The organism is Bradyrhizobium sp. 45, assembly GCF_023073155.1.
Classification (GTDB): Bacteria; Pseudomonadota; Alphaproteobacteria; order Rhizobiales; family Xanthobacteraceae; genus Bradyrhizobium; species Bradyrhizobium canariense_D.
Map to the genome: position 1 here is coordinate 1,014,112 of NZ_JADPIX010000122.1, position 25,516 is coordinate 1,039,627.

Consider the following 25,516-nt stretch of genomic DNA (forward strand, 5'->3'; position numbering starts at 1 on the left):
GAACAAAAGAATTTTGCGATGAATGACGTTCGATCGATGAACCGCCGCCGCTTCATGACCCTGACCGGATCGACGCTCGCGATGCTGGGGGGCGGACAAGCCTTGGCCCAGCAGCCGCAGGGACGGCTCCGCATCGATCCCACCGAGTTTCGGCCGATTCCGATTGCGATCACCAATTTTGTGCCGGGCTCGCCGGCCGACGGTGACGTCGGCAACGGCGTCACCCAGGTCATCACCAACAATCTGAAGCGCTCGGGCCTGTTTGCGCCGGTCGACCAGGCCGCCTTCATCGAGCGAATCAGCAACATCGACGTCGCGCCGCAGTTCGAGAACTGGAAGACCCTGAACGCGCAGGCCCTCGTCACCGGCCGCATGACGCGGCAGCCGGACGGCCGCCTCAAGGCTGAATTCCGCTTGTGGGACGTCGTCACGGGCCAGCAGCTCGCCGGCCAACAATATTTCACCTCGCCGGAATATTGGCGTCGCATCGCCCACATCATCTCCGACCAGATCTATGAGAAGCTGACCGGCGAGAAGGGCTATTTCGACAGCCGCGTGGTGTTCGTTGACGAGACCGGGCCGAAAGAGCGCCGCGTCAAGCGGCTCGCGATGATGGACCAGGACGGCGCCAATGTGCGCTATCTGACCCGCGGCTCCGACCTCGTGCTGACGCCGCGCTTCTCGCCGAACTCGCAAGAGATCACCTACATGGAATTTGGCCAGGGCGATCCGAAGGTCTACCTGTTCAACATCGAGACCGGCCAGCGCGAGATCGTCGGCAACTTCCCCGGCATGACCTTTGCGCCGAGGTTCTCGCCGGACGGCCAGCGCGTCATCATGAGTCTGCAGCAGGGCGGCAATTCCAACCTGTTCGTGATGGATCTGCGCTCGCGCTCGACCACGCGCCTCACCGACACGCCCGCGATCGACACCTCGCCTTCCTACTCCCCGGACGGCACCCGCATCTGCTTCGAGTCCGATCGCGGCGGCAGATCGCAGATCTATGTCATGGCCGCGGGCGGCGGAGCGGCGCAGCGCATCTCTTTCTCCAAGGACGACAACAACGCCACCTATTCGACGCCGGTGTGGTCGCCGCGGGGCGATTACATCGCCTTCACCAGGCAAGGTGGCGGGCAGTTTTCGATCGGCGTGATGAAGCCGGACGGCTCCGGCGAACGGCTTCTCACCTCCGGCTATCATAACGAAGGTCCGACCTTCTCGCCGAACGGCCGCGTGCTGATGTTCTTCCGCGATCCGGGCGGCAGCGGCGGGCCGTCGCTGTTCTCCGTCGACATCTCGGGGCGCAACGAGCTGAAAGTGCCGACGCCGGGCTTCGCCTCCGACCCGGCATGGTCGCCGCTCTTGTCCTCGACATCGGGCTAGCCGCCGCCCCCGGCGCGCGATGATTTGACCGCGCGCCTTTTCCGAAAACTTGGCGAGATGTTTCCCCGCGATAATTGTTCTTTAAGGTTGCACTAGGCAAACTTTTCCCATGGGTTTGTTTCTATTGATGTATTCCGACTATTGGTCATTCAAAACAACTCGACTTTAACGATGTTCCCTCAGAAAGACTTCATACCGGATCGGTAAAACTGCGCTCCAGACAGGACGCGCGTAAACACCAGATGCAGTTTGCAAGTCAGAGCGGAGAGCCGGAACAGCGGCCGCCGAAAACTTCGGCGGCGCAAATCGATTCGCTGTTCGAAGCGCCTGGCCCGTTGCTGGCGGGACTCATTTTCGTGTCGATTGGTGCGGCCCTCACCGCGCTGAGGACGGGCGAGCCGCTGATCTGGGCGTGCGTCGCACTTCTGATCCTGGCCGGGACCGCGCGGGCGATCGACCTGCGCCTCTATCAGGCACGTCACGCGGTCATGACCGTCGAGGCGGCCGCACGCTGGCAGAAGCGCTATCAGATCGGAGCAAAGATCCAGGCGGCTGCGATCGGCATCTGGTGCGCCACCACCCTGTTGGCCACGGACGACGCCGTGGCCCACATGATCGCCTTGTCCGTCACGACCGGAATCGCGGCAGGCGGCGCGGGCAGGGCATATGGCCGGCCTGCGATCTTCCACCTCCAGGCCGTGCTGATCTTCGGCCCGGCCGTGCTTGCCTTGGCGCTGCGTGGAACACCCTACTACATCGCGATGGCGCTGGTCAGCGCCGCGTTCCTGATGGCGATCATGCAGCTCTCGGTGAATCTGCATCGAATCTTCATGGGAGCGGTCGTGGCACGTGAGCGTGAAGCCGCGCTCGCCGGCCAGTTCGATACGGCTCTGAACAACATGCCGCACGGCCTCTGCATGTTCCGCGTCGACGGACAGCTGGCGGTCATGAACCACCGCTTCGGCGCAATGATGAATCTGCCGGAAGGTCTCGCGCAGCGCGGGGTCAACGCGCGTGACATCGTCGCGGCGTGCGTGAGCGCGGGATCCATCTCCGCTGGGAGCGGCGAGCGAATCGTCGCGGACATCGAGAGTTCGCAAGCCAAGGAGATCATCACCGCCGATCCCGATACGCAGCGAAACCGGTCGTTGTCCTGGACTGTCCAGCCGATGGCTGACGGTGGCGCGGTGGTGCTGCTCGAGGACATTACCGAGCGACGTAGCGCCGAGGCCAAGATCACGCATCTGGCGCGCTACGACGACCTCACCGCGCTGCCCAACCGCGTTCATTTCCGCGATGAGATCGAAAGGCTGCTGGCGATCTCGCACGGCGCCGAGCGCCTGTCCGCGCTGCTGTTCGTCGACCTCGACCAGTTCAAGCAGGTCAACGACACGCTCGGCCATCCCTGCGGCGACCAGCTCCTGTGCGCGGTCGCCAACCGTCTGCGCGAGATGCTGCGCCCCGAGGATTTCGTCGCCCGCTTCGGCGGTGACGAATTCGTCGTGTTCCAGGAGAACATCTCCTCGCCCGAGGACGCCGCTGCGCTGGCGCGCCGGATCGTCGAACGGCTGAGCGAGCGTTACCGCATCGACAATCATCTGGTCGAGATCGGCGCCAGCGTCGGCATCGCATTGACCTTGCCGGAGGGCATCAGCGCAGACACGCTGCTCAAGAATGCCGACATGGCGCTGTACCGGGCCAAGGCCGACGGCCGCGGCACCTTCTGCTTCTTCCGCGACGAGATGGCGGCGACCGTCGAGGCGCGCCGCATCCTCGAGCTCGATCTGCGCAAGGCGCTCGCCAACGAGGAGTTCGAGCTGTTCTATCAGCCGCTGGTCAATCTGAAATCCGGCAAGATCACGACGTGCGAGGCGCTGCTGCGCTGGAATCATCCGGTGCGCGGCACGGTCTCGCCGATCGACATCATCCCGGTCGCCGAGGACATGGGGCTGATCGTCGATCTCGGCCGCTGGATCCTGCGCCGCGCTTGCATGGAATGCATGAAATGGCCGGAGGGCGTCAGCGTCGCCGTCAACTTCTCGCCGCAGCAATTCCACCAGCGCGACGTCTTGAGCGAAATCCGCTACGCGCTCGAGGTTTCGGGGCTCCCGGCGCATCGGCTGGAGATCGAGATCACCGAATCCTCCCTGTTGCGCAACACCCAGCTCACGCACGACATCCTGTCGCAATTGCATGCGATCGGCGTGCGCATTTCGCTGGATGATTTCGGCACCGGCTATTCGAGCCTCAGCTACCTGCACAATTTCCCGATGCAGAAGGTGAAGATCGACCGCTCCTTCCTCGAGGGCATCGATGCCGACCGGCCGCTGACGCTGCTGCGCGGCGTAGCGCGGCTGTCGGCCGATCTCGGCATGGCGGTCGTGGTCGAGGGCATCGAGACCAATGATCAGCTCGAGTTGATCAGCGCCGACGGCACCGTGACCGAAGGGCAGGGCTATCTGTTCAGCCGGCCGGTGCCGGCAGTCCGGATTCGCCAATTGCTCAATGCCTCGCATGGCCGCCGCGGGGCTGAGGACCACATCGTCATGGTGTCCTCGCGATCGATCGCCTGATCTTTCTCCGCCTCGCTCCTTCAACGCATTTAGCTCTCGTTCGCCCGTGTTTTTGCGGGCTGCAAAGGTTAACCCTAACGTTTCTAAGCCTTTGCAATTCCGTTAATGAACCATTAATCTCCTCACACTCGCAGAAGTTGCTTTGGAGTGTAGGGGTACTGGATGACGTCTGGAGCTGAACCGCAAACGGTGCTCCTTCCGCGGGGAGCCGCTCTGTTTGACCGCATCGATTACCGCCTGATCGAAACTCCCGAGGACCGAGACAACCTCTATTTGATGCGGTACCGGGCCTATCTGCACGCCGGTCTGATCGAGCCGTCGGAGTCGCGGCGCGTAACCGATCGCTTCGACGATGCGCCCAACACCTGGAATTTCGGGGTCTATGTCGATGGAGAGCTCTGCAGCTCCGTTCGCATTCACGTCCTGACGTCGGACTGGCGGATGTCCTACACGACCGAAGTGTTTGGCGACGTGCTGCATCCCCGCCTCGACCGCGGCGAAGTTCTCATCGATCCATGCCGGTTTGTTGCCGATCCCGAAAAGCACCAGCGTTTTCCGGAGCTGCCCTATCTGACGGTGCGGCTGGCCTTTGTGGCCTGCGATCATTTCAACGCCGATACCGGGCTGGCCATGATCCGGACCGACCACCAGGCGTTTTATCGTCGCATCTTCCTGCACGAGACCATTTCACCGGAGCCACGCGGGTTTCCGGGCTGGCCCACCAAGAAGGCCGTGCTGATGGCGTCCGATTTCCGGAACCAGCGGGAAAAGGTCCTGACGCGCTTTCCGATCATGCGCTCCAGCGCGTTTGAGCGGCGCATGCTGTTTCAACGCAGCAGCCCCCGCCAGGCTGCCGCGCGCCCGGTGTCGCTGGCCACGCAGCGGCCCCCGGACGTAGCCGTCTCGGCAACGGGTTCTGCCCGCTAGGCCCCACGCGACGAGCCTAAAATTCCAGCAAAGGCCGCGGTTTTTGCCGGTCGTTGCGGCTTGCCTTCACCGTCGCGCCACATTTACAACCCATTAACCATGACGGTTGCTTTTCGCTGGTTGGGGGCATTTGACCGGCTGTGGCAAGGTTCCATCAAGGTTGACGGAACGTTCGCTTAACCAACCCCCTGTAGACCGGACAGCAGTGGACGAAACGTGAGCGTGGAGGCTCCGGAATGAAACATCCTATGCGCATCCTCCAGGGATTGAAGCTGGCCGCGGTGCTTGCCGTCGCGTTGTCGATGGGTGCCTGCGCCAACAAGAACTCTGCCACGGATGCGATGGCCAACGCGGCGACGCCGGGCAGCCAGCAAGACTTCGTCGTCAATGTCGGCGACCGCGTGTTCTTCGAAAGCGACCAGACCGATCTGACCCCGCAGGCGATCGTGACCCTGGAGAAGCAGGCGCAGTGGCTCCAGAGCTATCCGCGCTACAGCTTCACCGTCGAAGGTCATGCCGACGAACGCGGCACCCGCGAATACAACATCGCGCTCGGCGCTCGCCGCGCCCAATCGGTGCGTTCGTTCCTCGCCTCGCGCGGCATCGATCCGAACCGCATGCGCACGATCTCGTACGGCAAGGAGCGGCCGGTGGCCGTTTGCAACGACATCTCCTGCTGGTCGCAGAACCGCCGCGCCGTCACCGTGCTGAACGCGAGCTCCTGACGATCGGTCAGGCGCCGTTCATCTTCAGATAGCGATTATGCCGGCGCCCTCTCGGGCGCCGGTTTCGTTTCAGCGATCTGTGACAGAAACCCGTTTGTTACAGTCACAGTTTTGGCGTACTCCCCTTCAATGTGTGGCGCGTCGAATGTTCGGTCGCAGGCCATTTCGCTTTCGTCGTCAGGGCAAGATGTCATCCAGATTTAAGGTCTTCACCGGCACCGTGGCGATCGCCGCGCTGCTTTCGTTGTGCTCGCCCGCCCTCGCACAATCGGACGATGCAGATCCCGAGATGCGGATCGAGCGGCTGGAGAACCAGCTGCGCCAGCTCACCGGTCAGAACGAAGAGCTGCAATATCGCAACCGCCAGCTCGAAGAGCGGCTAAGAGCGCTCGAGGGCGGCGCGCAAGCTTCGCCCGGCCAGACGCCGGTCCAGCCCAATGTCGCGGCCATGCCGCCCGCACAAGCCGCGCCGGCCTATCGCCAGCAGCCGCCGCACCAGCAAGCGGCCCAGCCGAATTACGAGCAGCCGCAGATCGCCTCTCCGGCACCGATCGTTCAGGAGCAGCCTGCGCCCGGCGCGCCGGGCACGCGCCGCCGCGGCGATGCCTTCGACCCGAACCAGAGTCCGAATGCGCCGGGTGCGCCGCGCGCGCTCGGCGGCGGGCAGCAACCGATGCCTGCAGGTGCCCCGAGCGGCGCGCCCGGCGGCCGTGGCGCCGGCGAACCGCTTGATCTCGCCAACAGCGGCCCCCGCTATCCGCAGGCGGTCGGGCCTCAGGCTGCGCAGCCCGGCTATCCGCCGGTCTCATCCGGCTCTCCCGCGCCATCAGGCGGCACGGGCCTTGCGACCCTGCCGCCCTCGGCAACGCCGCGCGACGAATTCGACCTCGGAATCGGCTACATGCAGCGCAAGGACTACGCGCTGGCCGAGCAGACCATGAAGAATTTCTCGCAGAAATATCCGAGCGACCCGCTGCTCGGTGACGCGCAATACTGGCTCGGCGAGAGCTATTTCCAGCGCCAGCAATATCGCGACTCCGCGGAAGCCTTCCTCGCCGTCACCACGAAATACGACAAATCCGCCAAGGCACCGGATGCCCTGCTGCGGCTCGGCCAGTCGCTGGCGGCGCTGAAGGAGAAGGAGGCGGCGTGTGCCGCCTTCGGTGAAGTCGGGCGCAAATATCCGCGCGCTTCCGCCGGCGTCAAAGCTGCGGTCGACCGCGAGCAGAAGCGGGTGAAGTGCTGAGGCGCGGCGATTGATCCTGACAAGACGGATGGCGCTGCGCTAAACAGTGTCCATCCGCGGACGATTGCAGTGTCATGTCAGAGGACAATTCACCGATCTCGGCGCGTGAGGCCAAGCGCCTCTTCGCAGGCCTGAAAGGCGCGCAGGGACTGCTGCTCGCGGTCTCCGGCGGGCCCGACTCGGTGGCGCTGATGTGGCTTGCGGCGCGCTGGCATCGCAGCCTTTCGCGCGGCCCGCGTCTCACCGTAGTCACCATCGACCACGGCTTGCGGCCGGAGGCGGCGCGCGAGGCGCGCGCGGTCAAGCGTCTCGCAACCGGGCTTGGCCTGCCGCACCGGACCGTGCGCTGGCGCGGGGCAAAGCCGAAAACGGGACTGCCGGCCGCCGCGCGCGAAGCTCGCTACCGCCTGCTTGTGCAGGCCGCGCGCCTCGCCGGTGCGAGCCACGTGCTGACCGCCCACACCCGCGACGACCAGGCCGAGACCCTGTTGATGCGGCTTGTGCGCGGCAGCGGATTAGCCGGGCTGTCGGCGATGGCCCGTCTCACCGAGCGCGACGGCGTCGTTCTTGCGCGTCCACTACTCGATGTTCCGAAGTCGCAGCTGATCGCGACCTTGAAGCGGGCGAAGATCGGCTTTGCCGACGATCCCACCAACCACGACGCTGCCTTTACCCGGCCGCGGCTGCGTGCGCTGCTGCCGCAGCTCGCGGCGGAGGGCGGTGATGCCCGCAGCCTGGCTCGGCTCGCGGCAAGGCTGGCGCGCGCCAATTTGGCCGTCGAGGTGCTGACCGATGGAGCCGAGCGCTTCCTCCGTTTGCGGGATCGCGGCGATGCGCCGCAGGCCGGCGTTCGAAGCTTCGAGGCCTCCGGGTTTGCCGCCCTGCCGGAGGAGGTCCGGCTGCGGATCCTGCTGCGGGCCATCAACGCGTTCGGGCATGAGGGGCCGGCGGAACTCGGCAAGGTCGAATCCCTCCTGGCCGTGCTCGATCAGGCCATTGCCGCAAGTGCCCGCGCACCCGCAAATGGCCGGCCGGCCCTGAAGCAGACGCTTGCGGGAGCCTTGATCAGCCTTGCCGGGGGACGTATCCGCATCGCCCCGGCGCCGGCCCGGCGCAAGGGTGGATCAAGGGTGGATAAGGGCGGATCATGGCACCGGCCATTTCGAGACCGCGCCGTGAGGACACCTTAACCAGGCAGGAAAAACCCGGATCCGGGCGCCATTATTTCAGCGGGAATCGGACTAAGATGGGCTAAATAGTCCCATCTCGTTCCCTTGGCAGCGACCGGAGCGACACCTAGATTGTATGCGTCTAACCGAGAGGATTCCTTGGGGATTTCCTCGCGCTGCCCAAATAACTGCCCAAGGCTCAGGCCGCGATCCGCGCGACCACGAAGGAAGATCGATGAACGCCAATCTGCGCAATTTCGCCCTCTGGGTCATCATTGTCCTGCTGCTGTTGGCGTTGTTCACGCTCTTCCAGAATCCGGGTCAGCGCGCCTCCTCGCAGGACATCGCCTTCTCCCAGCTCCTGAGCGAGGTTGACCGCGGCAATGTGCGCGACGTCGTAATCCAGGGGCCGGACATTCACGGCACCTTCACCAACGGCTCGAGCTTCCAGACCTATGCGCCGAGCGATCCGACGCTCGTGAAGCGCCTCTATGACAGCAAGGTGCAGATCACCGCGAAGCCGCCCGGCGACAACGTGCCGTGGTTCGTCTCGCTGCTGGTCTCCTGGCTGCCCTTCATCGCGCTGATCGGCGTGTGGATATTCCTGTCGCGGCAGATGCAGGGCGGCGCCGGCAAGGCGATGGGCTTCGGCAAGTCGCGCGCAAAAATGCTGACTGAAGCGCATGGCCGCGTCACCTTCGAGGACGTCGCGGGCGTCGACGAGGCCAAGCAGGACCTGCAGGAGATCGTCGAATTCCTGCGCGACCCCGGCAAATTCCAGCGCCTCGGCGGCCGAATTCCGCGCGGCGTGCTGCTGGTCGGACCTCCCGGCACCGGCAAGACCCTGATCGCGCGTGCGGTCGCGGGCGAAGCCAACGTGCCGTTCTTCACCATTTCGGGTTCTGACTTCGTCGAGATGTTCGTCGGCGTCGGCGCCAGCCGCGTCCGCGACATGTTCGAGCAGGCTAAGAAGAACGCGCCCTGCATCATCTTCATCGACGAAATCGACGCCGTCGGTCGTCACCGTGGCGCCGGCCTCGGCGGCGGCAATGACGAGCGCGAGCAGACGCTGAACCAGTTGCTGGTCGAGATGGACGGCTTCGAGGCCAACGAGGGCGTGATCCTGATCGCCGCGACCAACCGTCCCGACGTGCTCGATCCCGCGCTGCTGCGTCCCGGCCGCTTCGACCGTCAGGTCGTGGTGCCCAACCCGGACGTCGTCGGCCGCGAGCAGATCCTCAAGGTCCACGTCCGCAAGGTGCCGCTGGCGCCGGATATCAACCTCAAGACCATCGCGCGCGGCACCCCGGGTTTCTCCGGCGCCGACCTGATGAACCTCGTCAACGAAGCCGCGCTCACCGCCGCCCGCCGCAACAAGCGGATGGTGACCCAGGCCGAGTTCGAGGAAGCCAAGGACAAGGTGATGATGGGCGCCGAGCGCAAGTCGCTCGTCATGACCGAGGAAGAGAAGCTGCTGACGGCCTATCACGAGGGCGGCCACGCCATCGTCGGCCTCAACGTCGTCGCGACCGATCCGATCCACAAGGCGACCATCATTCCGCGCGGGCGTGCGCTGGGTATGGTCATGCAGTTGCCCGAGCGTGACAAGCTGTCGATGTCGCTGGAGCAGATGACCTCGCGCCTTGCCATCATGATGGGTGGCCGCGTCGCCGAAGAGCTGATCTTCGGTCGCGAGAAGGTAACCTCGGGTGCGTCGTCCGACATCGAACAGGCGACGCGTCTGGCGCGCATGATGGTGACGCGCTGGGGCCTGTCCGAGGCGCTCGGTACCGTGTCCTACGGCGAGAATCAGGACGAGGTTTTCCTGGGCATGTCGGTGTCGCGCACCCAGAACGCATCGGAAGCGACGGTTCAGAAGATCGATACCGAGATCCGGCGCTTCGTCGAAGAAGGCTATAACGAGGCAACGCGTATTCTCACCGAGAAGCGCGCCGATCTCGAAGCTCTCGCCAAGGGCCTGCTCGAATTCGAGACGCTCTCCGGCGACGAGATCATCGACCTGCTCAAGGGCAAGAAGCCGAACCGCGAATCCGTGCTCGAGCCGACCACACCGCGCGCCTCGGCCGTGCCGCCGGCCGGCAAGTCGCGCCCGCGACCCGATCCGGATCCCGGCCTGGAGCCGCAGCCGCAGGCGTAATCGCGTACGGCAGATCGAATTGAAAAACGCGGCGGAAACGCCGCGTTTTTTGTTGGTGATGGTGATTTGCGGGTGGTGCCAACTCAGCGCCCGTCATTGCGAGCGCAGCGAAGAAATCCAGAATAGATCCGCGGTGACAGTCTGGATTTGCTTCACTGCGCTCGCATTGACGATTTTGATGCAGTTGCACTGGAAACTCAGAAGTACGGCAGGCAAAGGTGCCTAAGCGCCGGGCCCACCATCTCTCGCCAATCACGCTAGAAGTGGTGGCACACGCTCCGGAGTTTGCGTCATCACTTCGGCGCCCGCATCCCAGCCGCAGATTGGATTCAGGAATGCGGCGACATTGCCGGCTCGCCAGACCCTGCCGGACTGCGCAACGCGCCGAACACGACGCCGATGAGAGCGACGATGAGGAGCGGCGATAGTCGTCCCGCCGGAATATACACCGCCGGGCTGAGCAACGGCACCATCCAGATGCCGAGCCCGATCAGCCAGTCGCGAAAGCGTGGAGCATCGATCGATGCGGCAAGCCACAGCACGACGGCGACCGTCAGCAGCGTCGCGTCATAAGGGCCCGAATGCGGGGCTGCCAGCACGGTTGCCGCAAGCAGTACGATCAGCTTGTTGTTGGTACGGAGCGAGGAGCGAAAGACCGCGAACGTTGCCGCCGCGCTCGAAAGGATCGCGGCCAGCTGCAGGATGGAGGCCAGCCGCTCCGGCAGGCCTAGCAGCATCGCGCAGGCCCACACGCTGTGACCCCAGATGCGGCCATAGGCCAGCCATTTCGCGTCGGGGCTGACCAGATTGTTGTACGCCTGCGGTATCCACCAGAGCCACAATTCGACGCCAAAAATCATGGCACTTGCAGCCGCCAATGCGAATGCCGAGCATGCAGCAGCGCACAGGCTGCCATAGCGGCGCGCCCCCATTAGCGCGAGCGGGACGAGCAGGAAGAATTGCGGCTTGAAACTCAGCAGCCCGAGGATTGCCCCGGCCAGGAGCGGTCGCGGTCCGAGCAGCCTGACGCCCGCGACCAGCAGTGCGGCAACGAGAAAGGCGCATTGTCCATCGGCCAGGTTGAGAGATGCCGATGGCGAGACCAGCACGGCCGCGATGATGTAGGGCGTCAGTTGCGGCTGATCGGACCGGTTGCGAAGCGCCCAGGCCAGGAAGCCTGCGGTCGCGGCCTGGAATGCGACATAGGAGCCGATGAAGCCAAGCGGCGCGAATGGCAGCAGCAGAACGAGGAAGCCGGGCGGATAGAACCATGGACGGAACTCCAGAGGCACCGTGAGCCATGATGCGAACGACTGGTTGAGATAGGCCGTGAACGCGTCACCATCGGTGACCAGCGCAAGATTGCCGGCGAGCGACGATTTGACGGCGCCGTAAAACACCATCCAGTCGGTGCCGGGAGCGACGTGGTTCAGCCCGATCCAACCGGGATGGGTGAAGGTGGAGATCAGGACGCCCCAGGCGAAGAGCGTTGCGATCGAAAACGCTGGCAGCATCACGAGAGGAATTCCGATCCAGCGGCGCGATGGACCGGATATCGGCTGCTGAGCTGACGCGCTCACTTGACGGCTTCCCTCGAGGACTCCGCTTCCGGCATCGCGCCGGCCTCTGTGCCGCCGGTTCGCACGTGGATCACGGCGATGTTGTCCGCGTAGAGCCGCTTCCAGCCCTTGATGTGGTCCAGCACCTGGGCGGCCGGTGCGTCCGCGACCATGAGCGTGGCGTCGATCTGGTACGCGTCGAGCAGCCGCGTCAGACTGTCGAGCTTCTTGAGCTCCACGGCCTTGAAGACGTCCATGGCGAAGGTTTCGCCGTAGAGCTCGGCGCGGCCGTCGATGAAGACCGGGATGTCACGCGAGATCAGATAGCCGCCGAACTGGTAGGCGTTGAAGATGCGTTGCGCCTTGCGTTTCTCGAGCAGATCGACGGCGGCGACCGGTGTCTGATCCATCGTGAAGGTGAAGCGGTGATGCGCCATGTAGAGTGAGGTCGAGGTCCAGCCTGCGGCCACGATCATCAGCGCGCCGGTCGCGGTGACGTAACGGGCAGCCCAACTCTCGCCGCCCTGCGTGCCAGGCTGCGGCAGCGCAGACCGTTCGCCGAGGGGCTTGGCCAGCACCAGCGGCACCAGGAAGGCGAAGGCCTCGATGCTCCTGACGTGGGTGAGCGCCATCCAGGTCAGAAGCAGGATCAGAAGAATACGCGGGGGCGAGAGCGTCAGGCCGCGATACAGCCCGATCGCAATCAGGCCGAACAGCGCGCCTTCGAATGCGTTGAAGGAGGCGAAGTTCGCGGGCGCCCACTCGGAGATGATCGTCAGCAGCTCGCCCAGATTGAGGATGTTGATCGCGCCGAGCAATGTGCGCCAGCCATAAGGCGTGACGCAGCTTGCGGCGAGTGCCGCAACACCGAACAGGAACCAGCGCGACAGCAGTCGGACCTGCTTGCCGGACTCCATGCCCCAGAGCGCCACAAATGACATCGGGCCGATCAGGGCCAGGCCCAGCACGAAGCCGCCATGCAGGTTCGACCACAGGGACATCAGCGGCAGCCAGTACCATGACGGGGCGCCCTTGCGGTCGGCTGCGGCCATCAATACGCCGACCCACGCGATCATCACGGGCAGCGCCAGCATGTGTGGCCGCGCCAGAACGTGGTGCAGCGACAGCAACAGCGCGAACATCGCGAACAGGACCGCTCGCGGAATTTCCAGATGGGCCTCGAGCAGGCCGACCAGCATCGCCGCCGACAATGCGACCGCAAGCGCGGTGAGGACCACCGGGCCGGCCCAATCCCATTGCGCATAGGAGAGGGCGAACAGGACCTGCGACAGCCATGAGGTCGAAACCCAGGGCGCCCCCGGACGGGTGAAGGAATAGAAGTCCGTGTAGGGAAGCGCCTGGTGATCGAGGATCCATTGTCCGATCTTGATCTGCCAGAGCGAGTCGGAGTCCTGAAGCAGCGTGTCGCCGACATACGCGAAGAAGAGATAGGCGCCCGCACCGACGCACAGCGGCACCAGGGCTCGCGCACGACCCTGCACCGTGATGCTGTTGGCAAAGGAAAGGGACATGCCGCCTCGTCGTCCTGGTGTTTTTGTCGTTGTGCCGAGCGATCGACATTGGACCACGGCGGTCATAATTCCGGGTAAACCGGTGAGGCGGGGCCGGCTTGATGTCTCGACAATTTAACGGATCGTTTTAGATTTCGGTTTACCATCGACGCATACACGCAAACCGCTCTGTGTTTCCGCAGTCGAATTAACTGCGGCGCAATTCTTTGCCTCTACGTTCGGTTCCATGGTCAAGCGGCGCTGGGAAGCCCAAAAGACCAGATCAGTTGTAGCCTCGTGTACTCATTTGGAGCTCTTTATGAAGAACCTCGTTGCGCGTTTTGCGAAAGATGAATCCGGCGCCACCGCTATTGAATACGGTCTGATCGCCGCCGGCATTGCGCTGGCGATCATCACTGTCGTCAATAACCTGGGCACCACGTTGAACGCCAAGTTCACCTCGATCTCGAGCAGCCTCAAGTAACGCTGTACGAATCGCGAATTCAAAGAGCCCCGTCCTTGACGGGGCTCTTTTCTTTTGGCGGACGATTTCCGGATCTGGGAAGTCGTGAAGCTGTAGCAAGCTTGTAGGGCGGCAAAGCGTCTGCCGCGGCTCCGAAAGCGCAGGCGTTCCCACCGTCGAGAACATTGAACATTGAAAGTTGCCGGCGGGCACGCCGCTACGCGCGGACCCTAGGGCAACTTGTCGGCTGTCATTCCGCGAGGCCGGGCTGCCAGACCGCCGACGGCGCAGGCGCGGCAGACGTCTGCTGCGCGCGGCGGTGCCATTCGAGATAGAATTTCGCCGCCCAGATCGACGCTGCGGCGACTGCGATTCCGCCGGCGACGTCGATGACGTAATGCGCGCCGATCACCGGTGTTGCCGCAATCATCAGCAGATTGAGCGCAGCCGCGATGCCGCCGAGGCCGCGCACCGGCCACAGCGCCCACATGTAGAGCACGGCGGATGCGGCGTGGAAGCTCGGAAACGAGACAACGCCGGCGAGGAAGAACAACTGGAGCTCGTGCAGGCTACCGTCGCGAAGCGCGAGGATGTCGCGCAACTGCCCGGCATAGACCGCGGTGTTGATTTCGGGAAAATGCGCGGCGGACAGCTGCAGCCCCCAATAGGTGCCGATCGCGGGCACGACGGCGGAGATCGCGATGGTGACCGCGAGCGCGAGGCTCATCGCGAGCATGAACAATTGCAGCCGCATATAGTGCGCCGTCAGTGCCAGCACGACGGGAATGCCGAGCAGCGGCAATTTGATCAGCCCATATCCGCGAGCCAGGCAGTCCGCGAGCCAGGGATGGTCGTTGACGTATCGCGCGATCGGTTCGGGATCGAGGCCGAGTGCACGGTCGATCGCAAGCAGCGCCTGGTCCTGCAGCGGCCAGTTCAGCTTAGCCGCGACATAGCTGAGCGGTCCGACGATGGCGCAGGTGAGAATGATCTGTCCGATCGTTCCGAGCGAAAACAGCAGCTTCGGGTCGGCAAGCTCGCCTTTGACGATGCGGTGGCCATAGGCCAGCGCGAGCAAGACTGCAGCAACTGCCAGCGTCACCCAATAGGCGACTGGTTCGAGGCTCAGGCCGGTGAAGGCGAGGCCCAGCGCCAGCAGGCTGCCCATGGCTGCGATGGGAAGCCAGTTCAGGTGGAAGAGCTGCCAGGCGGTCCGGGCGTCCGTGTCGACCATGCTGCACCGAGGTGGGATCGCGATACCGCAGCACAGTCGCGGAGCAGGTTTAAGATGGCGGTAACGATCGTGGTTACCCCTTCACCAAAGCAGTTCGCGACGTTTTTAGCTGTTTGAGCTCGCGTTTTTTTTGCGTGACGCTTCATGCATTTGCACCTTGTCATCCACTCTGAATAGTTGTTCAGTCCTTGCGGGGCGATTTGCGATATCAGTGACGAAGCGTTCGGCCGCAAGGCGTGCGACCGGCGTGTGGGACAGGAAGCGCGCCATGGTTTATCGGCGGACGCATCAAGTGGTGAAGCGCCTTGCGGCCCGGCGCAGTGCGATACTGGCGGCGGCGCGGGAGGCGGCGGCGGAAGGCGGGATGGCGGCGGTGCAGATTGCGCCAGTCGCGGTTCGCGCCGGCGTCGCTGCGGGTACGGTCTACCGCTACTTCCCCTCCAAGGCCGATTTGATCTCCGAGTTGATTGCCGAAGTCTCCCGCGACGAGCTCACGGCGATCCGGCGAGCCGCCGATGCCGCGCCGGGGCCGTCCTCGGCGCTGGCGGCGGCGGTCACCACCGTGGCTGTCCATACCCTGTCACAGCGCAGGCTCGCCTGGGGCATCCTGGCCGAGCCGGTCGATGTCGATGTCAGCGCTTCACGTCTCGCCAGCCGGCGCGAGATCGCGGGCGAGATGGCCTCGCGGATCGACGCCGCCGTGCGCGCCGGCCACCTGCCGGCGCAGGACACGGCCCTTGCTGCCACCGCGCTGCTCGGCGCGCTGCACGAGGCCCTGGTCGGACCGCTCGCGCCGGACAATCTCGACGATCCCGCCAGGATGCGCGATGCCGTGCAGACCGTGACGCTGCTGGCGCTCCGCGCGGTCGGCGTCATGGACGCCCGCGCCAGGGGGCTCGTCGTGCAGCAGACGCTGCTGCCGACGGCGAAAGCGCTGGTTGGGGCCTAAAACGTCATCCTGATCGACCGGCGGACCTGATCGCGCCCAGGCCGTTGCTCGAGCTCGCCTTTTCAAAAAACCTCAGCACATCCGCCGGACCCGCCGGCTACTGTGCATGGGGTTGTTTTCGACATTTTTTGTTTGCCGGGTGCCGGCGGAGCTAGATATTCGCTTCGCCCTCGGGGCCGACCGAGGCGATGCGCACCATGTTGGTGGTGCCGGGGATGCCGAGCGGCACGCCGGCGACGATGATCACGCGCTGGCCCGCCCGGACGAAGCCGTCGCGGAACGCGATCTGGCCGGCGCGGCTCACCATGTCGTCCTGGTCGCGCGCATCTTCTGCCACCACGCAATGTATGCCCCAGACGACCGACAGCCGGCGTCCCGCCGCGACGTTCGGCGTGATCGCCACGATCGGCGGCTTCGGCCGCTCGCGCGCCACGCGCACGGCGGTCGATCCCGAACTGGTCCAGCAGATCAGGGCCGGCAGGTCGAGCGTCTCGGCGATCTGCCGCGCAGCGTCCGCGATGGCATCGCCGGCGGTGGCTTCCGGGGCCGGGCGCTGTGCGGTGATGACGGAGCGATAAATCGGGTCGCGCTCGACCTCCTCGCCGATGCGATTCATGGTCGAGACGGCCTCGACCGGGAATTTGCCGGCCGCCGATTCCGCCGACAGCATGATGGCGTCGGCACCTTCGTAGACGGCGGTGGCGACGTCGGAGACCTCGGCGCGGGTCGGCACCGGCGACTGGATCATCGATTCCAGCATCTGGGTCGCGATCACCACCGGCTTGCCGGCGCGCCGCGCCATGCGCGTCATCTGCTTCTGCAGGCTCGGCACGCGTTCCAGCGGCAGCTCGACGCCGAGGTCGCCGCGCGCCACCATCAGGGCGTCGGAGGCGTCGATGATGTCGGCGAGGCGATCGATCGCCTGCGGCTTCTCGATCTTGGCCATCACCGCCGCACGGCCGCGGATCATCTTCTTGGCCTCGAGCACGTCGTCGGCGCGCTGCACGAAGGACAGCGCGATCCAGTCGACGCCGGTGACCAGCGCCGCTTCGAGATCGGCGCGGTCCTTCGGCGTCATCGCCGAGACCGGCAGGTCGGTGTCGGGCAGGCTGACGCCTTTGCGGTCGGACATCCGGCCGCCGACCACGACGCGCGTCACCGCGTGCTCCTTCGAGGTCTCCTCGGCGATCAGCCGCACCTTGCCGTCGTCGAGCAGCAGCGCGTGGCCCGGCCGCAGCGCGGCCAGGATCTCCGGATGCGGGAGCTGGACGCGGGTGGTGTCGCCCGGCGCCTTGTCGGAATCGAGCGTGAAGGTCTGGCCATTCTGGAGCTGGACCGCGCCTTCGGCGAAGGCACCGAGCCGGAGCTTTGGCCCCTGGAGATCGACCAGAATGCCGATCGGCCTTCCATAGCTGCTCTCGACGTTGCGGATCGTCGCCACCAGCTCGCGCATCTTGTCATGCGGGGTGTGGCTCATGTTGATGCGGAAGAGGTCGGCGCCGGCCTCGAACAGGCGGCGGATCATCGCGAGGTCCGAAGAAGCGGGTCCAAGGGTCGCGAGAATCTTGATACGGCGAAGACGCCTCATGGCTTATTTCCAGACGGGGGCGAGGGAGCTGGCGGGAGGCCAGGCGCGGCGGGGGGCGTACCACCGGGCGGGCCATTGGGCAAACCCGGGACCCCCGGGCCAACAGGGCCGGGGAGGCCTGGCACGCGCTGCTGCTTTGATGGCTGTTCGTTGGCATCGGTGAGCTGCACCGTCCAGGCCCGCTGCTCGCCGGTATCGACCTCGAAATAGCCGGTCCGGTCATAGCCGCGCGCAAGGCAATCCTCGGTGCCGCGGATGGTGAACTCCTTATCGCGCGAGCACATGAAAGCCTGGCCCGACCATTCGCCGCCGCGGTCATAGTCGATGGCGTAGATGTAATAGAAGCGGGCCACCAGAGTTCCGCGCAGCAGGGTCTCGCAGGAGCGCGACGAGATGTTCCACCAGCCTTCGGTGGTCCAGCCCTCGGCATCCTTGTAGCCGAGCGCGATGCCGACCCGGCTCGATGTGTTGTTGCAGAGCCGGAAATCGGCGGAAGCCGGGCTGGCCCAGAGGTACAGCAGGCCAACCACCAGCACCGGGACCAACCGGGCGAGCAGGCGAAGGCGGGAGCGGGGAGATTCGGCGATCATTGTCGCGGAAGCTATATCAGATCATTGACGATTTGGCGTAGGGCCCAGGAACTGCCTGAAGCCGGCTTCGCGCCCGTTTGCGCCGCGATATGGCAAAATCTGTGACAGGCCCCACCTGATCTCGTAAGGGTGACCCATCCAGGTCACAGCCAATTCGCAAAGCCGAGGGATCCAGCCATGGCAATTGACGACAAAACCAGAACGGAACTCGAGGCTGCCGCTTTCCGGCGCCTGGTCGATCATTTGAAGACGCGGACGGACGTCCAGAACATCGACCTGATGAACCTCGCAGGCTTCTGCCGCAACTGCCTGTCCAACTGGCTCAAGGACGCCGCCGACGCCCAAGGCGTCGCCTTGAGCAAGGATGAGAGCCGGGAAGCCGTCTATGGCATGCCCTATGAGGCCTGGAAGTCGAAATACCAGGGCGCGGCCACGCCTGAGCAGCTCGATGCCATGAAGAAGGTTCATCCGGGGCACTGAACGGCCTCGCCGGCAGCCTGATATGCGGTGCCTTTGAGTCGCATCACACAACCGCTTTCTTCGACACGCCGCAGGAAGGTGTGGGCGCGCTGTGGACGAGCGCGATGCTGCCTTGAACGCGAGAGGTCCGAACCCTAAGGGTCTAACCAGCACGCGCGGTGAGGATGCCGGCGTCACCTCGTTTTGCCAGTTCCATTGGGAGTACCAAGATGGCCACCTCCGCCGCCGTCCGCGACGACGAGCCCGCGACGAAATTTGCCAAGGACCAGCTCAAGTCCATCATCGAGCGCATCGAGCGGTTGGAGGAAGAGAAGAAGGCGATCTCCGACGACATCCGCGACGTATTCGCCGAGGCCAAGGGCAACGGCTACGACGTCAAGGCGCTGCGCACCATCGTGCGCATGCGCAAGCAGGACCCGAACGAGCGCGCCGAGGCCGAGACGATCCTTGAGACCTACATGCAAGCACTGGGGATGATCTGAGCTATCGGTGTCGTCCTGGCTTTCGCCAGGGCGACACCATGCCGATCGAAGGAGACCGCGGTGACTGCGCCGCCGCTGCCGCGCGAGGTAAGCCGTGCCTACGATGCTTTTCCGGCGTCGATCGGCAAGCGGCTGCTTTGGGTACGCGAGCTGATCTTCGCGGCCGCCGCGGCGCATGAAGGCATCGGCCGTCTTACCGAAACGTTGAAATGGGGCGAGCCTGCTTATCTGACCGAAGAGACCGGCAGTGGCAGCACGATCCGGCTCGGCCGCCTGAAGGACTCCGCGCACGCCGCGATTCTGTTCAACTGCAAGACGACGCTGGTCGATACCTTTCGTGAACGCTTTCCCGATCAGTTCGAATATCGGCAGACCAGGGCGTTGCTGTTGCCGGTGTCGGGCAAGCTGCCGAAGCAGGACCTATCGGTCTGCCTGTTGCTGGCGTTGACGTATCATCTGGATCGACGGAGGAAGCGTTAGCGGCGCGCGAAGACGTCAGCGCAGCGAAGCCGTCCGTACGACGAAGGACGTCGTCTCGAGTTTGGCGGTGGCGGTGCCCGAGAAACTGTCGCAGGACAGGCCCTGCATCGGATCGTCGGCAAAACCCATGGCGATCACGGACTGCGGCTTGACGAAGTAGGCGCGCATTGCGGCGGTGTCGAGCTCGCCCATCAGCGTGACCGACATCGCGCGGCTGGCGCTCGGCGACAGCATCACGATCTTGAGCCAGATGCTTTCGCCCTTGGCTGCGGAGAGCCGGGTCGCGGTTGCGACCATGCCGTCGATGCGCTTGCCGACCACCGTGTTGATCTCGGTCGCGGGCGCAACGTTGCGCGATGCGGCGGCGGGACGGGCGGAGCGCGGGATCGGCGCAGAGGCGGCGACGACATTGGCGCGGTCGACCGGGGAGGCGGACGCCGGCGCGTAGGCCAGCGCCTGATAGGCGGCGCTGGACACGCTCGCGGTCGGCTGCGGATCGGTGGCGGCGGCAAGCGCCTGCCGTGCCTTCAGCGCAGCAATTTGGGCCGGCGTCGCCTGCTGCGGCGCAGTCGGGGTATCCCAGAAGCCGCGGGCATTGATGATGTCGGCGGGGGTCTCGGGCTTGGCGTCAGCAGATTTGCCGGCGGCCGGCTTGTCAGCCACGGGGGCCGGCTTCGGCTTGGCAAGCGCGACGATCTGCGCATCGGCCGAGGCGAGCTGGATCGTCGCCGCGACTGACGGCTTGGCGCGCGGCGTCGGCACCGGATCGGCCGGCTTGGTCGCGGCGGCGACCACGGTCGGCGCGACAGTCTTCGCGGACGGGGCGGGCGCGCCCTCGTCATCCTCGTCGTTGCTCGCCGCGGCCGGAGCCGACTTGCCCTTGAACAGGGCGGCAAAGAAATTCGACTTGCTGCCGGAATCCTCGCCGCTGCCGCGCCGCTCGATCTCTGCCTTGGCGAGCTCATAACCCTTCAACGGCGTGCCGTCGGTCGGGAGGTGGACGGTGCGTCCGTCCGGGAAGACCCGGGCGAGCTGGTCATGCGTCATGCGCGGCCAGTGCCGGATGCTGCCGGTGTCGAGATGTACGAACGGCGAGCCGGAGGTCGGGTAGAAGCCGACGCCGCCGCGCTGGAGGCGCAGGCCGGCGAAGCGGATCTGCTCCAGCGGCACGTTCGGGATGTAGAAGTCCATCGCATGCCCCAGCATGTGCTGGCTGAAGCGCGCCACGCCGGAGGAGCGGCGGCGGAGCATGGAGTTGGTCGCGGGCGAGCGGTAGGCGGAGATGATCTGGATCGGCTGCTTGCCGTCGACGTCGCGGTAGACTTCCCAGAGGATGTCGAAGAGGTGACGGTCCATGACCGTCTCGTCCTGGCTGCGCCAGTCGCGCAGGAAGTGGTTGAGCTGCTTCAGCGCCGCTTCGTCGTAGCGTCCGTCGCGCTTGAAGGTGACGGTGAGGTCTTCGCCGGAATGGGTGTGGTGGAAGGAGAGCGTCTTGGTCTCGTTGAGCGCGGCGGCGTTGTGAACTGAACCCGCGGCAGCAAGCAGCAATACGGCAGCGAGGCCGATTCTGGATCCGGCCTTCACTCCCGCATGGGACAACGACAGCACAGCGAATTGGCGTGCGATTCCAGTCAGCACGTTAGAGCCCACCCAGTCGACGAGCGTTCAAAATGGACTCTCCCGCTAACCCCGTTAGCGCGCGAAAGAGGATGAACGCTTTGTTAAAGCGAGAAGGTTAATTCGAGGTTGACCTTCCCGCCCCCAAACCAAGTCAGATCGCGAACCTAACCGGGTGAGTGTGGCAAAAAAACGCCCGCTGCCTGAGGTCAGGTGGAGAATGGTTAACGTTAAGCGACCCCATCCAGAGGATGAGGTCGCTGATTTTACTGCAGAATTTCAGGAAATCAGGCGCCGGGCGGCCTGGCTCAGCGGGTGAATACCCGCTGCTGCTGCGGCCGGCGGCCGACCGGGGCCGGCGGCGGGGTGGGCGCTCCGAACAGCCGCTCGAAGAAATTCGGCCCGGACGAGCCGCCGTTGTTGGCCGCCAACACCCCGTTCGGCAGTGTCGTCGCCGGGCGTGAATAGCTCGGCTGGGAGTGCGCGACGACGTTCTCGAGATCCTTGCCGCGACCGTTCTTCAGGATGTTGATCATGGTCGCGTCGCGGCCATAGACGTCCTTGCGGAATTGCAGCTTGCCGCCATCGTCCACGAATGCGGTCTGATAGGTGATGTTGACCGGGATCGGGGTCGGGAATTTCAGGTCGATCTCGCTCTTGCCGTACATGCTGCGGATGCGTTCCGGCGTGTACTTCTCGTTCGGCATCGCGATGTTGAGCAGGACCGAGGCGTACTGATCCGGGTTCTGCACGCGCATGCAGCCGTGGCTGAAGGCGCGTTCGTCCCGGGCGAACAGGTTCTTGTCCGGCGTGTCGTGCTGATAGACCAGGAACTTGTTGGGGAAATTGAAGCGGATGCGGCCGAGCGCGTTGGCTTCACCGGGCGGCTGCGAGATGTGCACCGAACCATCGCGGTTCTGTTCGAGCTTGAGGCCCATGCGCTGGAGCACTGTCGGGTCCTGCTGAAGCGCCGGCAGATATTCGTTGTAGACGATCGACGGCGGCACGTTCCAGGTCGGATTGACCGTGATGTACTTCATCGTCTCGGTGAGCAGCGGGGTCGCATGCGTGCCGGGCTTGCCGGTGACGACGCGGGTGGTCCAGACCTGTTGGCCGCGCTGCATCACCTTCAACGTGTAGTCGGGAATGTTGAGGATGACATAGGCATCGCCCAGCGAGGGCGCGCCCAGGTCGCGCGGCAGCCAGCGCCAGCGCTCCATGTTCACCAGCACCACGTCGATCTGCTTGTCGCGCTTCGGGGCGTTGATCGCCCTCACCGTCTTGTCGTCGAGGATGCCGGTCGCCTTGAGCTCGGCGCTGTTCTGGAATTTGCGCACGGCTTCGGCGACCGCCGCGTCATAGCGGGTGTCGCTGGCGTTCTCGGTGATGCCGAGCTTGGCGCGCAGCTGCGGCACGCGCGGATCTTCAACGACGATTTCAGCCTGCTTCTTGCCGGCCGGGGTGTATTTCAGCGCCGGACCATCGGCGATCTCGATCACCGGGCCGTTGCCCTGGCCGCGGAGCTCCGCGAGCTTCGCCTTCAGCTCCTTGTAAAGTTTTTGCGGCGGATTGTAGCTGTCGAGCGCCGCGGAGGCGTCCGCCGCGGTCGTGACCTTGGCGAGCACCTCGTTCGGATCGACCGGATGCTCGGGATAGAGGATGTCGCCGCTGACCTGCGACCAGTGCATGCGGCCGCTCTGGGCCTGGCGCGCATAGTCGAACATGCTGGCGGTGAGCTTGAGCTCGGCATCGGCGAGCGTATCGGGTGTCGTGGCGGCCGCGAAGTCCGGCACCGGGTAATCGGCGGGATTGAGACCGTCGGACGCCGCGTCCTTCAGCCGTGCGATCACGCCCTTGGCCGCAGCGGTCAGGCTGCCGCCCTGGCTCCAGACCGGCGCGAAGTCGCGTGCACCGTAGAACTTCTCGATCGCAGCGCGTTCGTTCTTACGGTCGAGATAGCGCGAGGCCTTTGCGCCAATGATGTCCTTGAGCTTGTCGGCGACCGGCTGGTCGGCCGCGGGAACGTTGCTCGCGGCCCTCACCGGCTCCGAGGCCGGAGCCGCAGCGGTGGCGGGCGCGGCCGGCGTTGGGATCGCCGTGTCGGCCTTGGCAGGTTCGGTCTTGGCAGGTTCAGTCTTCGCCGTCTCGCTCTTCGTCGCCTCGGCGGCGGGCGTGGTGGCGACGTCGGAAGGCTTGGTCTCGACCTTGTCCGGCGCGGGGGCGGATTCGGCCTTCAGGGGTTCCTTGGCGGGCTCCTTAGCAGGGTCCACCACCGTGGCGGTGGTGTCGAGCTTGATGTCTGATGCGGTCGGGGGCGGGACGTTTGCGGGTTCGGGGCGCGGGATGGCGGCTTCGATCGCGAGCTCGGCAGCGCTGCTGTGCGCCTGATCCTGCGCCAGGGCTGAGCTGGCCGATACCGTGAGGAAGGTCGCCGCGACCGTGATCAAGACACGGTCAAAGCCTGCACGGTGGTTCAAACAGTCACGCATTGTGTCGCACCCCTCGGGTGAACTGTCCCCCGTGGAACAGCTTCGTTATCGCCTATTGAGCTTCGGCTAAACCGCGCCGGCCTCTCGAAAGTTGCACGCCTGCACGCAACGATTCCTACGCAGACGAATCTTACGCGGACGATATACAGGCCCCGATTTCGCAGCCAGCGCTACCCGGGACAACTCACGACAAACTGACTTCAAGCACGCCTCTTGGCAACGGATTGTGCGCTTCTGCCACGCGCTTTTCCCTGTGTCTGTCACTTCCAAGTCACGGTTCAAATCGCAGTCGAATTCCGTCGTCATACGAACGGCTTACAGTCGTATCGCTCCGCCCGGACGAACCGCCGTTCGCGTCCGGCTCAGTGCGTCTCCTCACCGCTTTTGCCGCCATGGCCGGGAACTCCGGCTTCATCGAGTTTGCGGTAGAGGGTGGACCGGCCGATTTTGAGGCGGCGGGCGACCTCCGACATCTGCCCGCGGTAATGCGAGATCGCGAAACGGATGATCTCGTTCTCAATGTCTTCCAGCGGCCGGACGTCGCCGGTCGCGGTCAGCATTGAGAGGGCACCCGCCATGGGCAGCGGCGCGATCGGTATTTCATTACCTGACACCACGGAGGGGGCCGCGATCGGCTCCAGCATCAGCGGCGCGGTCGGAATGTCTGTTCCCGGATGCGGCTGCGAGGCGATCAGAGGGAAGTCGTCGAGGCCAAGCTGGTCGCCCTCGCTCATCACCACGGCGCGATAGACCGCGTTTTCGAGCTGGCGAATGTTGCCGGGCCAATCGAGCTGGGCAAGGTGCGCAACGGCCTCGCCGCTGATGCCGGTGATGGGGCGGTTCTCCTCGGCGGCAAAGCGCGCCAGGAAATGCCTGAGCAGATGCGGAATGTCCTCGCGCCGGGCGCGCAGCGATGGGATCGTCAGCGGCAGCACGTGCAGGCGATAGAACAAGTCTTCCCGGAAGTGGCCCTGCTTGACCCGCTCGAGCAGCCTGCGGTTGGTCGCCGAGATGATGCGGACGTCGACCTTCACGGGTTTGCGGCCGCCGACCGCCTCGACCGCGCCTTCCTGGAGCGCGCGAAGCAGCTTGACCTGCGCGCTCAGCGGCAGCTCGCTGACCTCGTCCAGGAACAGCGTGCCGCCATGAGCTTCGACGAACTTGCCGGTGTGGCGTTCGGTGGCGCCGGTGAAGGCACCCTTCTCGTGACCGAACAGAATGGATTCGACGAGGTTGTCGGGGATCGCGCCGCAATTGACCGCGACGAACGGCTTGGCCTTGCGCTCGCCGCTGCCATGAATGGCACGCGCGAACATCTCCTTGCCGACGCCGGACTCGCCCTCGATCAGCACCGGGATCGAGGAGTTTGTTGCTTTCTGCGCCGCGCGCATCACGCCCGCCATCGCCTCGGCGCGTGTGATGATGTCGGAGAAGGTCAGCCGGCCTTCGCGGCTGTGACGGATGCGCTGCAGTTCGCCCTTGAGCGCGGACGAATTGAGCGCGTTGCGAAGCGAGACCTGGAGCCGCTCCAGGCCGACCGGCTTGACCACGAAGTCGGCCGCACCCGCGCGCATCGCCGAGATCACATTGTCGATGCCGCCATGGGCCGTCTGCACGATGACGGGGATGCTGAGACCCGCTTCGCGGATTTTCGCCAGCACGCCCATGCCGTCGAGGCCGGGCATCACGAGATCGAGGATGACGCCGTCGATGGCCGCGTCGGGGGCGGTGAGGGCGGCGATCGCCGCATCGCCGGAGTCCACCACGATCGTCTCATAGCCGCATTTCTGCACCATGTTTTCGACCAGCCGGCGGGCTACAGCGTCGTCGTCGGCGATCAAAATACTGGCAGCCATGGTGTTCCCCGCACGCTACTACTATCTGTCTCGAATC

20 protein-coding genes are annotated in these 25,516 nt (G+C 64.8%); 12 read left to right on the forward strand and 8 right to left on the reverse strand.

The window, feature by feature from the left end:
- Positions 1–36: 36 nt before the first annotated feature.
- The 7 genes from tolB (at position 37) to ftsH (ending at position 10,181) form a co-directional block, all read left to right on the forward strand.
- The gene (tolB, locus tag IVB42_RS25290; protein ID WP_026232593.1) at positions 37–1,383 is read left to right on the forward strand and encodes a Tol-Pal system beta propeller repeat protein TolB; all 1,347 of its coding nucleotides are present in this window, start codon (positions 37–39) and stop codon (positions 1,381–1,383) included.
- Positions 1,384–1,625: 242 nt separating this feature from the next.
- On the forward strand, positions 1,626–3,956 hold the full coding sequence (locus IVB42_RS25295; RefSeq protein WP_018453792.1) for an EAL domain-containing protein: 2,331 nt from the start codon (positions 1,626–1,628) through the stop codon (positions 3,954–3,956).
- Between the two features lie 162 nt (positions 3,957–4,118).
- Complete coding sequence (locus IVB42_RS25300; RefSeq protein ID WP_026232594.1) at positions 4,119–4,883, forward strand: hypothetical protein; 765 nt, start codon at positions 4,119–4,121, stop codon at positions 4,881–4,883.
- 236 nt (positions 4,884–5,119) lie between these two features.
- Positions 5,120–5,608, forward strand: a complete 489-nt coding sequence (pal, locus tag IVB42_RS25305) for a peptidoglycan-associated lipoprotein Pal (RefSeq protein WP_026232595.1) — start codon at positions 5,120–5,122, stop codon at positions 5,606–5,608.
- Positions 5,609–5,795: 187 nt separating this feature from the next.
- Positions 5,796–6,854: a tol-pal system protein YbgF gene (gene ybgF / locus IVB42_RS25310; protein ID WP_018453795.1), complete on the forward strand. Its 1,059-nt coding sequence runs from the start codon at positions 5,796–5,798 to the stop codon at positions 6,852–6,854.
- A gap of 74 nt (positions 6,855–6,928) precedes the next feature.
- Complete coding sequence (tilS, locus tag IVB42_RS25315; RefSeq protein WP_018453796.1) at positions 6,929–8,044, forward strand: tRNA lysidine(34) synthetase TilS; 1,116 nt, start codon at positions 6,929–6,931, stop codon at positions 8,042–8,044.
- Positions 8,045–8,258: 214 nt separating this feature from the next.
- Positions 8,259–10,181 carry an ATP-dependent zinc metalloprotease FtsH gene (gene ftsH, locus IVB42_RS25320; RefSeq protein WP_007596301.1) on the forward strand — a complete coding sequence of 641 codons (1,923 nt, stop codon included), beginning with the start codon at positions 8,259–8,261 and terminating at the stop codon, positions 10,179–10,181.
- A gap of 329 nt (positions 10,182–10,510) precedes the next feature.
- Here ftsH and IVB42_RS25325 read toward each other — a convergent pair whose 3' ends face one another.
- Complete coding sequence (locus IVB42_RS25325; RefSeq protein ID WP_018453798.1) at positions 10,511–11,695, reverse strand: glycosyltransferase family 87 protein; 1,185 nt, start codon at positions 11,693–11,695, stop codon at positions 10,511–10,513.
- A 62-nt stretch (positions 11,696–11,757) separates the two neighbouring features.
- A complete protein-coding gene (locus IVB42_RS25330; RefSeq protein ID WP_204512217.1) occupies positions 11,758–13,272 on the reverse strand; it encodes a hypothetical protein in 1,515 nt (504 codons plus the stop codon).
- Between the two features lie 298 nt (positions 13,273–13,570).
- Here IVB42_RS25330 and IVB42_RS25335 point away from each other — a divergent pair, with 298 nt between their 5' ends.
- Positions 13,571–13,735, forward strand: a complete 165-nt coding sequence (locus IVB42_RS25335) for a Flp family type IVb pilin (protein WP_007614256.1) — start codon at positions 13,571–13,573, stop codon at positions 13,733–13,735.
- 229 nt (positions 13,736–13,964) lie between these two features.
- On the opposite strand, the gene IVB42_RS25340 is transcribed toward IVB42_RS25335, so the two are convergent.
- Positions 13,965–14,948: a phosphatase PAP2 family protein gene (locus IVB42_RS25340; RefSeq protein WP_018453800.1), complete on the reverse strand. Its 984-nt coding sequence runs from the start codon at positions 14,946–14,948 to the stop codon at positions 13,965–13,967.
- A gap of 268 nt (positions 14,949–15,216) precedes the next feature.
- Here IVB42_RS25340 and IVB42_RS25345 point away from each other — a divergent pair, with 268 nt between their 5' ends.
- Positions 15,217–15,897: a TetR/AcrR family transcriptional regulator gene (locus IVB42_RS25345; protein ID WP_026232596.1), complete on the forward strand. Its 681-nt coding sequence runs from the start codon at positions 15,217–15,219 to the stop codon at positions 15,895–15,897.
- A 151-nt stretch (positions 15,898–16,048) separates the two neighbouring features.
- Here IVB42_RS25345 and pyk read toward each other — a convergent pair whose 3' ends face one another.
- Both pyk and IVB42_RS25355 read right to left on the reverse strand, forming a co-directional pair.
- A complete protein-coding gene (gene pyk / locus IVB42_RS25350; RefSeq protein WP_026232597.1) occupies positions 16,049–17,485 on the reverse strand; it encodes a pyruvate kinase in 1,437 nt (478 codons plus the stop codon).
- Complete coding sequence (locus IVB42_RS25355; RefSeq protein ID WP_018453803.1) at positions 17,482–18,075, reverse strand: DUF1036 domain-containing protein; 594 nt, start codon at positions 18,073–18,075, stop codon at positions 17,482–17,484. The genes pyk and IVB42_RS25355 overlap by 4 nt, the downstream gene beginning before the upstream one ends.
- Positions 18,076–18,252: 177 nt before the next feature.
- Between IVB42_RS25355 and IVB42_RS25360 the strand changes: the two genes are divergently transcribed.
- The 3 genes from IVB42_RS25360 to IVB42_RS25370 all read left to right on the forward strand — a co-directional run bounded on the left by IVB42_RS25360 (position 18,253) and on the right by IVB42_RS25370 (position 19,517).
- A complete protein-coding gene (locus tag IVB42_RS25360; protein ID WP_007596287.1) occupies positions 18,253–18,555 on the forward strand; it encodes a DUF1244 domain-containing protein in 303 nt (100 codons plus the stop codon).
- A 209-nt stretch (positions 18,556–18,764) separates the two neighbouring features.
- Complete coding sequence (locus tag IVB42_RS25365) at positions 18,765–19,037, forward strand: DUF2312 domain-containing protein (protein ID WP_007596286.1); 273 nt, start codon at positions 18,765–18,767, stop codon at positions 19,035–19,037.
- 60 nt (positions 19,038–19,097) lie between these two features.
- Entirely contained in the window at positions 19,098–19,517 is a 420-nt protein-coding gene (locus IVB42_RS25370) for a hypothetical protein (RefSeq protein WP_018453805.1), read from the forward strand.
- 15 nt (positions 19,518–19,532) lie between these two features.
- Here IVB42_RS25370 and IVB42_RS25375 read toward each other — a convergent pair whose 3' ends face one another.
- The 3 genes from IVB42_RS25375 to IVB42_RS25385 all read right to left on the reverse strand — a co-directional run bounded on the left by IVB42_RS25375 (position 19,533) and on the right by IVB42_RS25385 (position 25,479).
- A complete protein-coding gene (locus IVB42_RS25375) occupies positions 19,533–21,167 on the reverse strand; it encodes a DUF882 domain-containing protein (protein WP_026232598.1) in 1,635 nt (544 codons plus the stop codon).
- Between the two features lie 275 nt (positions 21,168–21,442).
- Entirely contained in the window at positions 21,443–23,623 is a 2,181-nt protein-coding gene (locus IVB42_RS25380) for a L,D-transpeptidase family protein (RefSeq protein ID WP_026232599.1), read from the reverse strand.
- A gap of 362 nt (positions 23,624–23,985) precedes the next feature.
- The gene (locus IVB42_RS25385; RefSeq protein WP_018453808.1) at positions 23,986–25,479 is read right to left on the reverse strand and encodes a sigma-54 dependent transcriptional regulator; all 1,494 of its coding nucleotides are present in this window, start codon (positions 25,477–25,479) and stop codon (positions 23,986–23,988) included.
- Positions 25,480–25,516 lie beyond the last annotated feature (37 nt).